The organism is Anaerobacillus sp. QJM3NY_32, assembly GCF_056173645.1.
This window is the reverse complement of sequence record NZ_CM149684.1, coordinates 2,657,856-2,670,115: the sequence shown is the minus strand read 5'-3', so window position 1 is coordinate 2,670,115 and position 12,260 is coordinate 2,657,856. Positions and strand designations below refer to the sequence as shown.

Annotated in this window: 13 protein-coding genes and 1 pseudogene; 13 read left to right on the top strand and 1 reads right to left on the bottom strand. The window is 39.6% G+C overall.

What is annotated here, in order from left to right; all coding sequences use genetic code 11:
• Positions 1 to 28: 28 nt before the first annotated feature.
• The 13 genes and pseudogenes from bcd to AC0VYH_RS13955 all read left to right on the top strand — a co-directional run bounded on the left by bcd (position 29) and on the right by AC0VYH_RS13955 (position 11,882).
• On the top strand, positions 29 to 1,126 hold the full coding sequence (gene bcd, locus AC0VYH_RS14015; protein WP_194222096.1) for a branched-chain amino acid dehydrogenase: 1,098 nt from the start codon (positions 29 to 31) through the stop codon (positions 1,124 to 1,126).
• A 14-nt stretch (positions 1,127 to 1,140) separates the two neighbouring features.
• Positions 1,141 to 2,247: a butyrate kinase gene (buk, locus tag AC0VYH_RS14010; RefSeq protein WP_475372652.1), complete on the top strand. Its 1,107-nt coding sequence runs from the start codon at positions 1,141 to 1,143 to the stop codon at positions 2,245 to 2,247.
• Positions 2,248 to 2,325: 78 nt separating this feature from the next.
• Positions 2,326 to 3,747, top strand: a complete 1,422-nt coding sequence (gene lpdA / locus AC0VYH_RS14005) for a dihydrolipoyl dehydrogenase (RefSeq protein WP_475365458.1) — start codon at positions 2,326 to 2,328, stop codon at positions 3,745 to 3,747.
• 28 nt (positions 3,748 to 3,775) lie between these two features.
• On the top strand, positions 3,776 to 4,768 hold the full coding sequence (locus tag AC0VYH_RS14000) for a thiamine pyrophosphate-dependent dehydrogenase E1 component subunit alpha (RefSeq protein ID WP_194222093.1): 993 nt from the start codon (positions 3,776 to 3,778) through the stop codon (positions 4,766 to 4,768).
• A gap of 12 nt (positions 4,769 to 4,780) precedes the next feature.
• Positions 4,781 to 5,764 (top strand): alpha-ketoacid dehydrogenase subunit beta, encoded by a 984-nt coding sequence (locus AC0VYH_RS13995; RefSeq protein ID WP_475365456.1) that lies wholly within the window; start codon positions 4,781 to 4,783, stop codon positions 5,762 to 5,764.
• Between the two features lie 27 nt (positions 5,765 to 5,791).
• A complete protein-coding gene (locus tag AC0VYH_RS13990) occupies positions 5,792 to 7,087 on the top strand; it encodes a dihydrolipoamide acetyltransferase family protein (RefSeq protein ID WP_430246966.1) in 1,296 nt (431 codons plus the stop codon).
• Positions 7,088 to 7,213: 126 nt separating this feature from the next.
• Positions 7,214 to 7,642, top strand: coding sequence for a BrxA/BrxB family bacilliredoxin (locus AC0VYH_RS13985; protein WP_226614125.1), 429 nt, complete (start codon positions 7,214 to 7,216; stop codon positions 7,640 to 7,642).
• Between the two features lie 252 nt (positions 7,643 to 7,894).
• Complete coding sequence (locus AC0VYH_RS13980) at positions 7,895 to 8,695, top strand: transporter substrate-binding domain-containing protein (protein WP_475372651.1); 801 nt, start codon at positions 7,895 to 7,897, stop codon at positions 8,693 to 8,695.
• A 26-nt stretch (positions 8,696 to 8,721) separates the two neighbouring features.
• Entirely contained in the window at positions 8,722 to 9,381 is a 660-nt protein-coding gene (locus tag AC0VYH_RS13975; protein ID WP_194222088.1) for an amino acid ABC transporter permease, read from the top strand.
• Positions 9,374 to 10,096, top strand: coding sequence for an amino acid ABC transporter ATP-binding protein (locus AC0VYH_RS13970; RefSeq protein ID WP_430246964.1), 723 nt, complete (start codon positions 9,374 to 9,376; stop codon positions 10,094 to 10,096). Before AC0VYH_RS13975 ends, AC0VYH_RS13970 begins: the two co-directional genes overlap by 8 nt.
• 231 nt (positions 10,097 to 10,327) lie before the next feature.
• Positions 10,328 to 10,738: pseudogene (locus AC0VYH_RS13965) on the top strand (aromatic acid exporter family protein); the annotation flags it as partial.
• A gap of 9 nt (positions 10,739 to 10,747) precedes the next feature.
• Positions 10,748 to 11,290: a hypothetical protein gene (locus tag AC0VYH_RS13960; RefSeq protein WP_475373793.1), complete on the top strand. Its 543-nt coding sequence runs from the start codon at positions 10,748 to 10,750 to the stop codon at positions 11,288 to 11,290.
• Between the two features lie 46 nt (positions 11,291 to 11,336).
• Positions 11,337 to 11,882, top strand: a complete 546-nt coding sequence (locus AC0VYH_RS13955; RefSeq protein WP_430246962.1) for a L,D-transpeptidase — start codon at positions 11,337 to 11,339, stop codon at positions 11,880 to 11,882.
• A 146-nt stretch (positions 11,883 to 12,028) separates the two neighbouring features.
• On the opposite strand, the gene prli42 is transcribed toward AC0VYH_RS13955, so the two are convergent.
• Complete coding sequence (gene prli42 / locus AC0VYH_RS13950; protein ID WP_142329569.1) at positions 12,029 to 12,121, bottom strand: stressosome-associated protein Prli42; 93 nt, start codon at positions 12,119 to 12,121, stop codon at positions 12,029 to 12,031.
• Positions 12,122 to 12,260 lie beyond the last annotated feature (139 nt).

The following is a 12,260-nucleotide window of genomic DNA, read 5'->3' as shown; positions in this document are numbered from 1 at the left end:
TTTTAGGAAAACAGAGAGGGAGATTTAAATGGAACTTTTTACTTATATGGAGAAATATGATTACGAACAAGTGGTAGTTTGTCAGGATAAAGCTTCAGGGTTAAAAGCGATTATCGCCATTCATGATACAACACTAGGACCAGCTCTTGGTGGTACAAGAATGTGGACATATGCTTCCGAAGAAGCGGCGTTTGAAGATGCTCTTCGTCTTGCAAAAGGGATGACTTACAAAAATGCTGCGGCTGGCTTGAATCTTGGAGGGGGAAAAACTGTTATTATTGGTGACCCTCGCAAAGACAAAAACGAAGCAATGTTCCGTGCGTTCGGTCGTTACATTCAGGGTCTAAATGGTCGTTATATTACTGCGGAAGACGTAGGTACAACAGTTCAAGATATGGATATGATCCACGAAGAGACAGAGTATGTAACGGGTATTTCACCGGCATTTGGTTCTTCTGGTAACCCTTCTCCTGTAACAGCATACGGTGTTTATGTTGGAATGAAGGCAGCTGCAAAAGAAGCATTCGGTACCGATTCGTTAGAAGGTAAAACAGTAGCAGTTCAGGGAGTTGGGAATGTTGCATATAACCTTTGCAAACATCTTCACGAAGAAGGAGCTTCACTTGTAGTCACTGACATTAACAAAGAATCTGTTGATCGTGCAGTTGCTGATTTTGGAGCGAAAGCAGTCGATCCGGACGATATTTACGAAGTAGAGTGCGACATTTTCGCTCCTTGTGCACTTGGTGCCATTATTAATGACGAGACTATAGGGAAAATTAAAGCAAAAGTTATTGCAGGAGCGGCTAACAACCAGCTTCGCGAAACGTCTCATGGTGATCAGATTCACGAAATGGGTATCGTATATGCACCGGACTATGTAATTAACGCAGGTGGCGTTATTAACGTTGCTGATGAGCTTTATGGTTATAATCGCGATCGCGCTATGAAACGTGTTGATGGCATTTATGACACCATTGCGAAAGTCATTGAAATCTCTAAACGCGATGGTATTCCTACTTATGCAGCAGCTGACCGCCTTGCTGAAGAAAGAATTGAGCAAATGAAGCAATCAAGAAGCCAATTCTTAATGAATTCTCAGCACATTCTAGGTCATCGCAGATAAACGGAGGGTTTCGAGTGACAGATAAAGAATATCGACTTCTGGTAATCAACCCGGGATCAACATCGACTAAAATAGGTGTTTTTGATAATGAACGTGCCGTATTTGAGAAATCATTACGGCACGATACGGATGAGATTAATCAATACAAAACCATCATCGATCAGTATGAATTCAGAAAAAACACTATTCTTGAAGCGTTAGATGAAGAAGATATTAACATTTCGAGGTTATCGGCAGTAGTAGGCCGTGGTGGTTTATTACGTCCCATTGAAGGGGGGACGTATTCAGTCAATGACATGATGCTCGAAGATCTTCGAAACGGTTTCTCAGGTGAACACGCTTCAAATTTAGGTGGAATTATTGCCTTTGAGATTGCTGAACAGCTAAATATTCCTTCTTTTATTGTAGATCCGGTTGTTGTGGATGAGCTTCAAGATGTGGCCCGTCTTTCGGGAGTGCCTGAAATAGAGCGCAAAAGTATATTTCATGCCTTAAACCAAAAGGCTGTTGCTAGAAGAGTTGCATCCCAACTGAATAGTAAATACGAAGAGTTGAACCTTATCGTAACTCATATGGGTGGAGGGATTACGGTAGGCGCGCATCATAAAGGGAAAGTTATTGATGTGAATAATGGTTTGCATGGGGAAGGTCCTTTCTCACCTGAACGTGCCGGTACAGTTCCGGTAGGAGAATTAGTATCTATGTGCTTCTCCGGAGAATACTATGCAGATGAAATTATGAAAAAGGTCGTTGGACAAGCTGGTTACGTTGGTTATCTGGGGACGAATGATGCTGTGAAAGTAGAGCGGCGAATCAGTGAAGGTGATGAGAGAGCAAAGCTCGTTTTTGACGCAATGGCATATCAAGTAGCAAAAGAGATCGGTGCTGCTAGCGCTGTTCTTGCTGGAGAGGTCGATGCGATTGTATTAACGGGTGGACTAGCATATGGTAAGCAGTTTGTATCTCAAATAACAGATCAGATTAAGTGGATCGCTGACGTTATTGTCCATCCTGGAGAAAATGAGCTCCAGGCTTTAGCTGAAGGTGGATTACGGGTGTTGAGAAAAGAAGAAAAGGCAAAAGTATACCCTGTTTCTTCCGTAGAATCGACTGTCATGTAATGGTTATTAACTTTTTCATATGATTGTTACGACCTTAACTGTAAAAGGGAATAAATTGTTCTATAAAGGAGAATTTGAATGGCTGAAGAATATGATCTCGTCATTATGGGTGGAGGTACTGGTGGCTATGTAGCCGCTATACGGGCTTCACAACTTGGTCTCAAAACGGCAATTGTTGAAAAACGTGAACTTGGTGGAACATGTTTGCATCGTGGATGTATTCCTAGTAAAGCATTGCTTCGAAGTGCTGAAGTGTATGCTACTGCTAAGCACGGTGAAGAGTTTGGCGTTATGGCTAAAGAAATTGCCCTAGACTTTAAGAAAGTTCAAGAACGTAAACAAGGTATCGTTGACCAACTTCATAAAGGTGTTCAACACCTAATGAAGCAGGGGAAGATTGATGTATTTGAGGGCTTTGGTAGAATTCTTGGACCATCTATCTTTTCTCCAATGCCTGGTACGGTCTCAGTCGAGATGAATAACGGAGAAGAAAATGCAATGCTAATTCCCAAAAACGTTATTGTTGCAACTGGTTCTAAACCGCGTACGCTTCCAGGCCTTGAAATAGATGGCGAATATGTTATGACTTCTGATGAAGCGCTTCGTATGGAAAGTCTACCATCTTCGATCATCATTGTCGGCGGAGGCGTAATCGGGATTGAATGGGCTTCAATGCTTGTTGATTTTGGTGTAGACGTTACGGTTGTAGAATATGCGGATCGGATCGTACCAACAGAAGACAAGGATATCTCTAAAGAAGCGCATAAGCTTATGAAGAAAAAAGGAATCAAGCTTTTCACTGGAGCAAAGGTGATGGGTGATTCTCTTACAATAGATAATGGTGTCTCCATTGATGCTGAGCATGAAGGGGAAACCAAAACATTTACTGCTGACAAAATGCTTGTATCAGTTGGGCGTGAGGCAAATGTGAAAAACATTGGACTTGAGAACACGACGATCGAGGTAGACAAGGGTGTCATCCAGACCAATGAATATTACCAAACGAAAGAATCTCATATTTATGCGATTGGTGATGTTATTGGAGGAATGCAGCTAGCTCACGTGGCTTCTCATGAAGGGATTACCGCCGTTGAACATTTAGCGGATCAAAATCCTGAACCAATTGATTACACAATGGTTTCTAGCTGCATTTACAGCAGTCCAGAAATGGCAAGTGTAGGCTTGACAGAAAATCAGGCAAAAGAACAAGGTCATAATGTTAAGGTTGGGAAATTCCCTTTTAAAGCGATTGGCAAGGCGCTTGTTTTTGGGGAGTCTGATGGTTTTGTGAAAATTGTAGCTGATGCTGATAACGAGGATCTCCTTGGCGTACATATGATTGGTCCTCATGTAACAGATATGATTTCTGAAGCTGGTCTTGCAAAAGTACTAGATGCTGCATCATGGGAAGTGGCACATACAATCCATCCTCACCCTACATTATCCGAGGCAATTGGTGAAGCTGCGCTTGCAGTGGATGGAAAAGCAATTCATTCTTAATAAAGGTTATATAAGGAGGTAAAACATTATGGCTGAAAATCGTCATGAAGCATTAGGTCTCTCTGATGAAAGAGTGCTCGAAATGTTTGAAACAATGTTAATGGCTCGTAAAATTGATGAACGCATGTGGTTACTTAACCGAGCTGGGAAAATTCCATTTGTAATCTCTTGTCAAGGGCAGGAGGCAGCACAGGTAGGCTCTGCCTTTGCAATGGATCCAGAAAAAGATTTTGTCGCTCCTTATTATCGTGATATGGGAGTTGTCCTTGCGTTCGGTATGACTGCAAAAGACCTTATGCTATCTGGATTTGCGAAAGCAGAAGATCCAAACTCTGCAGGTCGTCAAATGCCTGGGCATTTCGGACAGAAGAAGAATAATATCATTACTGGGTCTTCTCCAGTAACAACGCAAGTACCACATGCGGTAGGATTTGCTCTTGCGGGGCGTATGGAAGGGAAAGATCTTGTCACATTCTGCTCATTCGGTGAAGGTTCATCGAACCAGGGTGATTTCCATGAAGCAGCAAACTTTGCTGGTGTTCATAAGTTACCAGTTCTATTCGTATGTGAAAACAATAAATATGCGATTTCAGTACCAGTTTCTAAGCAGTTAGCTTGTGAGAAAGTATCAGACCGTGCGATCGGTTATGGTATGCCAGGAGTAACTGTTGATGGAAATGATCCACTTGCTGTATATGAAGCATCAAAAGAAGCAGTTGAAAGAGGACGTCGCGGTGATGGTCCAACATTGATTGAGACAGTTTCTTATCGTTTAACGCCTCACTCAAGTGATGACGACGATCGCGCCTATCGTACGCGTGAGGAAGTAGAAGAAGCTAAGAAAAAGGATGCGATCATTACCTTTGCAGCTTATTTAAAAGAGGTTGGCGTTCTAACAGATGAGATTGAAAAAGAAATTCACGACCGTGTTCAAAAAGAGGTCGATGAAGCAACAGAATACGCAGAAAATGCGGATTATGCACCTGCCGAAGATGCAATGAAGCATGTATACGCAGAGTAAGGGGGAACCATTATGCCAGTTATTTCATATATTCAATCGATAACCCAGGCCCTAAGAGAAGAAATGCAGCGTGATAAGAAAGTCTTTGTATTAGGTGAAGATGTTGGGGTACGAGGTGGAGTTTTCCGCGCTACTGATGGTTTGTATGATGAGTTTGGAGAACAACGAGTGATTGATACTCCACTTGCAGAGTCTGCTATCGCGGGCGTTGGTATCGGTGCTGCAATGTATGGGATGCGTCCTGTAGCTGAAATGCAGTTTGCTGATTTCATCATGCCTGCGGTCAATCAAATCGTATCAGAAGCGGCAAAAATTCGTTATCGTTCTAACAATGATTGGAGCTGTCCAATTACCATTCGTGCTCCTTATGGTGGTGGAGTGCATGGTGCTCTTTATCATTCGCAATCTGTCGAAGCGCTTTTTGCTAATGTACCGGGACTTAAAATTGTTATGCCATCAACTCCTTACGATGCAAAAGGATTACTAAAAGCAGCGATTCGTGATGACGATCCAGTTCTTTTCTTTGAGCATAAACGAGCTTATCGTTTAATTAAAGGACAGGTGCCTGAAGAAGAGTATACGCTTCCCATAGGAAAAGCGGATGTGAAGCGTGAGGGTGACGATATCACGGTTATTACATACGGTCTAAGCGTTCACTTTGCCCTTCAAGCAGCCGAGAAGCTTGAGAAAGACGGTATTTCTGCTCATGTTCTTGATCTTCGAACAGTATACCCGCTTGATCGTGAAGCGATTGTAGAAGCGGCGAAGAAGACAGGAAAGGTTCTTCTTGTTACAGAGGATAATAAAGAAGGAAGCATTATTAGTGAAGTTTCAGCGATTATTGCGGAAGAGTGTCTTTTTGATCTTGACGCTCCAATTCAACGCCTTGCAGGACCTGATGTCCCATCAATGCCGTATTCTCCTCCGATGGAGAAATATTTCATGTTAAATCCTGATAAAGTCGAGAAAGCGATGCGTGAATTAGCTGAATTTTAAACCGTGGGATGAATAGGAGGGATTAGAGTGGCAGTTGAAAAAATACTCATGCCCCAGTTGGGCGAGAGTGTCACAGAAGGTACAATTGAGAAATGGCTAGTTGAAGTTGGCGATACTGTTAATAAGTACGATCCAATTGCGGAAGTAAATACTGATAAAGTGAATGCGGAAGTTCCATCATCTTATACAGGCGTAATTAAAGAGCTTGTAGCTGCAGAAGGCGATACGATTGAAGTAGGCGAACTGGTTTGCTATATCGATATTGAAGGTGGAGCATCAGAAGAAAAGCAAGAAGAATCTACTGGTCAAAAAGCGATAGAGAATATATCTGAAGATAAAAAAGATCAAGAAGAAGTAGATCAGCCGATGAAACGTCGTTATTCACCAGCTGTTCTCCGTATGGCTCAGGAAAACAATCTTGATCTTGAACAAATAAGCGGTTCTGGTAAAGGTGGGCGTATTACCCGTAAAGATATCCAGAAGGTGATTGAGTCAGGTGAAATGCCAGCACCTAAAGAAGAACCTAAAGCTGTTAGCAAGAAGGAAGAGAAGAAAGAAGCTCCAAAAGCTCCAGTGAAAGAAACTTCTGAAGGAAAAGGAGCAGATGTTCCTGTAGCAGAAGGGGATATTGAAATTCCTGTTACTGGTGTTCGTCGTGCGATTGCCAACAATATGCTTCGCAGTAAGCATGAAGCGCCACATGCATGGACGATGATTGAAGTTGACGTAACGAATCTCGTTGAATATCGAAATGGGATAAAAGATGACTTTAAGAAGAAGGAAGGATATGGCTTAACGTTCTTTGCGTTCTTTGTTAAAGCTGTCGTAGAAGCTCTGAAAGAATTCCCTCAAATGAATTCAATGTGGGCTGGCGATAAGATCGTTCAGAAAAAAGATATTAATATTTCCATTGCTGTAGGAACAGATGAATCTCTTTTCGTCCCTGTTATTAAAAATGCAGACGAAAAATCAATTAAAGGCATTGCTCGCGAAGTGAAAGAGCTTGCTCAAAAAGCCAAAACGGGTAAATTGAAGGGTGAAGAAATGCAGGGTGGAACATTCACTGTGAATAACACTGGGTCTTTCGGCTCTGTTCAATCCATGGGGATTATAAACTATCCTCAAGCAGCCATTCTTCAAGTTGAGAGTATTGTGAAGCGTCCTGTAGTTATGAACAACGGTATGATTGCTGTTCGTGATATGGTTAACCTTTGCCTTTCTCTTGACCATAGAGTTCTAGATGGCATGATTTGCGGTAAGTTTCTTGCTCGGGTAAAAGAAAATCTAGAGACGATTTCAAAAGACAATACTTCCGTTTATTAAGAAATACAGCCGTCCCTACTCGGATGGCTGTTTTTTTTGATAAAGTTTGAAAGCGTTTCTTGGAAAAGTATAGGGATTCGCGATACAATAAGAGAGAAGCTTTCATGATAAAGGGAGGAATATAAAATGTCTATGGACTTTAATTTATTTATGAACGACGTTGTTGCAACAGCTCGTGAAGAAATCAAAGCAGCAGGATATAAAGAATTAACAACTTCTGAAGAAGTAGAAGAGGTTGTGACAAGTAAAGGAACAACGCTTGTGATGGTAAACTCTGTATGTGGATGTGCAGGAGGGGTTGCGCGACCGGCTGCAAAAATGGCTATTACAAACGAGAAGGTGCCAGATCAACTTGTAACTGTGTTTGCAGGTCAAGATAAAGAGGCTACAGCAACAGCACGTTCATACTTCAAAGGTTTTGCACCATCTTCTCCATCGTTTGCTATATTAAAAGACGGAGAAATTATTAATATGGTTGAACGTCATGAAATCGAAGGTAGCGATCCTGAAGAAGTATCTGGAATGCTACAATACTTATTTAATAAATATTGTTAAATTGAACTCATTTACTCAAAAGCACCAGGCAAACTTGCCTGGTGCTTTTTTGCATATAATATTAGTTTCTGCTTCTTTAATTAAGAAGGAACAAGAGGTTTTTTTGTTTAATAATACAGAATAAACCGAATTTAACAACTTTAATTTATATGAAATAATATGAATAAATATGTAGAAATCTAAATTATTATCTGCTATAGTAATCAATATACAAAAAAACGAATTATTATACATTGATCAGGGGGAATTAAAATGAAGAAAAATTGGCTAATGGTTATGGTTGGATTATTCATGGTGATGGCACTAGTTGCATGCGGATCTTCAAATGAAAATTCGAACGAAGAAGAAAGTGGAGGTTCATCTGAAGAAACGCTCATTATGGGAACTTCAGCTGATTATCCGCCGTTTGAATACATTGATTCTGCAAAAGGAGAAGATATTATTGGTTTTGACGTCGATATTGCAAACTACATCGCTGATGAGTTGGGATATTATGTGGAAATTAAAGATATGGATTTTAGCGGATTAATTACAGCACTAAGTAGTGAACGTGTTGATTTCGTTCTTGCAGGAATGACGCCTACAGATGAACGTAAGGAAAATGTCGATTTCTCAGAAATTTATTATTCAGCTAATCACATGGTTGTTTCTTTATCAGATAATAAAATGTCAAAGCCAGAAGACCTTAACGGAGCAAAAGTTGGTGTTCAGCTTGGATCGATTCAAGAAGATAAAGCGAATGAGCTAAAAGACAGTGGAATAAATATGGAGATTATCACATTAAATCGAATTCCAGAACTGATTCAAGAACTTAAGTCAGGACGTTACGATGCCATTATTATTGAAGATACGGTAGCGAAGGGCTACTTAGAAAGTAATGAAGATTTAACTGGTGAGAACCTTCCTAATACCGAGGAAGCAGGGTCAGCTGTCGCTTTTCCAAAAGATAGTGAACTGACTGAAGAATTTGACGAAGTAATTAAAGAAATGAAAGAAAATGGCAAGATGGACGAGCTTATTGAGAAATGGTTTGGTCAAGACACTGTAGAATAACACCTTAGAAGAAAGGATGATCAGGCATGGATTTGGATTTCAGCCAATTCGTGCCTAATATTCCCTACATCCTGCAAGGAATATTGGTCACGTTAAAGTTTGTAAGTGTATCTGCAATAGTAGGATTTGTGCTTGGTACGGTTCTCGCATTATTTAAAATTGGTAGAGTAAAGGTTCTAACTTGGATAGCTGATGCCTATACTTCCGTTTTCCGGGGAACGCCACTTATTTTACAGCTACTATTATTCTATCATGCAACTCCTCAGCTAACGGGTTATGATATTTCAGCTTTTGAAGCCGGTGTCCTTTCATTTGGTCTAAATTCAGCTGCATATATTTCCGAAATTATTCGGGCTGGAATTCGTGCAGTAGACAGCGGACAGAATGAAGCGGCTGCTGCATTAGGTATACCTTATCGTCCGATGATGAAGGATATCATTCTACCACAGGCTATGAAAAACATTTTACCTGCACTCATGAATGAATTTATTACATTAACGAAGGAATCAGCGATTGTATCTGTTATTGGTGTGTTTGATATTATGAGAAGAAGTCAAATAGTGGCTGCAGAGAAGTTCAAGTATTTTGAGCCGTTACTTATTGCGGGGATCATTTATTACTTACTCGTTATGATATTAACTCTAGTTGGAAAAATGGTGGAAAGGAGAATGAGCCGGAGTGATTAAAATAGACAATTTACACAAGAAGTTTGGAACTCTTGAAGTATTAACTGATATTCAAACAACGATTCAAAAAGAAGAAGTAGTTGCAATTATTGGACCTTCTGGATCTGGTAAATCAACTCTTCTTCGATGTATGAATCAATTAGAAAATGCAACCTCCGGAACAATCTGGGTAGATGATAAAAAATTAACAGATCCCACTACAAACGTCATGGAGTTACGTCAGTCTATTGGGATGGTGTTCCAGCATTTTCACCTTTTTCCTCATAAAACAGTATTGGAAAATCTTATTTATGCCCCAATGAAAGTAAAAGGATTAAAGCGAGAGGCTGCTGAGAAAAAAGCACATGAGCTCCTATTGCAAGTTGGGCTTTCAATGAAGGCGAATGAATATCCGAAACGGCTTTCTGGAGGTCAAAAGCAACGTGTAGCCATAGCTAGAGCCCTAGCTATGGAACCTGAGTATATGTTGTTTGATGAACCGACTTCTGCACTCGATCCTGAAATGGTAAAAGAAGTTCTTGATGTAATGAAGGATCTTGGTCAATCAGGGATGACTATGGTGATTGTTACACATGAAATGGCTTTTGCAAGAGAAGCAGCTGATCGTATCCTTTTTCTTGATGGAGGAAAGCTTGTGGAAGAAAGTGAACCTGCAGTATTCTTCAATGAACCAAAAACAGATCGAGCAAAAGCATTCTTAGAAAAAGTGTTATGAAGTGAGCCTATGGCTCACTTTTTTTGTTGAGTATAAGATAAAGCGTCTGAATTGGATATATAATCGGACTATCACAACTATAGAATGTAAGGTTTTATTGTGAAAATATTTTTTTGAAAGCGCTATTTAAAGAGAATTTGCTGTTCAACGATTCGAAAATGGTTTAGACTCTGATAATTGAAGGATATTAAAGTAGTAAGTCATATTTGGAAGGAAGTATCTTTATTGAAAGTGAAAATTGGTTATAGAACGGTAAAAACGGCAATAGGTACTGGTGTTGCGATAACAATCGCCCAATTGTTTTCTCTTGATAACTACGTTTCTGCTGGCATACTTACCATTCTTTGTATAAAACCGACGACTAAACGGTCTTTTCGAAGTTCATGGGAACGATTTCTAGCTTGTTTACTCGGAATTGTGTTTAGCGCTGTATTTTTTGAAGGAATCGGATATACACCGTTTAGCATCTAACTATTGTTGCTTTTCTTTATACCAGCCGTTGTCGCCATCAAGGCAACCGAAGGCGTTATTACAAGCTCAGTTATCATTCTCCATATTTATAATTTTAATCAAGTAAGCTGGGACATTGTATGGAACGAAGTAGCTATTATTGTTATTGGTATAGGTGTTGCTCTTCTATTTAACCTCTATATGCCAAGTCTTGAGAAAGATTTATTGAATATTAGAAAACAAATTGAAGAGAAGTTTTCTGTGATCTTAATGGAATACGCGGTTTATCTTCGAGAAGGTGAAAGCAACTGGGACGGTAAAGAAATCATTGAAGTAGGTGATTTGCTTCAGTATGCGAAGAACTTAGCTCTTAAAGATATCGAAAATCATATGATTCGCGATGATGATAAGTACTATGTTTATTTCAAAATGCGAGAAAAACAATTTACGATATTAGAGAGAGTGTTGCCGATTATTTCTTCACTCGATCAAACATATATTCACGGTCGTAAAATTGCCGATTTTATGGAAAAGCTTAGTGAAGCTGTTAAACCCCAAAATACTGCGAATCTTTTTCTAGAAGAGCTTGAATCCATGAGAGAAGAATTTAGGAATTCGCCGTTACCTGTTGCTCGAGACGAATTTGAAACGCGGTCAGCTCTTCTATATTTTCTAAATGAAATCGAACAATATTTGCTATTAAAACGATACTTTAAACCGGGAGCTTTCTCAAAATCCGAATGAATTGAATAAATAGATGCATGATAGATACTAAAAGGGGTGTTAGACTATGACTTCTTTCTTACTATCGATATATCTCTCTGTGTCCATTCTTTTCCCATTCGGTAATCAGCCTAACGCCGGAGATCCGTTTCTTATCGTTAACAAGATGACAAATGAGCTTGCTTTCATTAATGACAATGAAATTCAACGTGTTTTACCAGTAGCGACCGGTCGAAGTATAGAAGATACACCAGAAGGGCTTTTTACAATCATTATAAAAGCCGAAGACCCTTATTACAGAAAGAAAAACATAAAAGGTGGTGCGAAAGACAATCCACTTGGTACAAGATGGATTGGGTTTGATGCAAAAGGCACAAATGGTCGGATTTACGGTGTCCATGGTACTAATCGTCCATATTCAATTGGTGAATATATAACGGCGGGTTGCATACGTCTTTTAAATAAAGAGGTTGAGTCGCTTTTTGAGGTCGTTCCAATTGGAACGAAAATCATGATTACTACGAGTGAGAATGATTTTTATAAGCTTGGGGTTGAATCTGGAGCCCTATCTAAGGATAAAGCTATTTTAGATCATAAAGGAGCCCAAAATTAACTTCGTTCATAGCTATGAATAATGATAGATACTAAAAGAGATTGCTTATACAAAGAAGAGGCTGTCAGCTGACAGCCTCTTCTTTGTATAGGATAAAAACTATTTCTTTATTTGAGAATGATTTTTTTGCTAAAAACAATTCGTTATCAAAACAACATCGCAGTTGCTCCAGCAAACAAACTAAGAAGCATCGAGATAATCATAATATATACAACAATCTTTGTGGCTTTACGAGGCATGAGAGTCCCTCCCAAAATAAACATTCTATTGTCATTTTACATGGATTTCTTATATTGGACAAGACAATCCTTCATGAAACGGTAGCGAGTATCGACAAATTTTGTAGTTCTAGAAGGAAAACGCTTACTTAATGAAGAA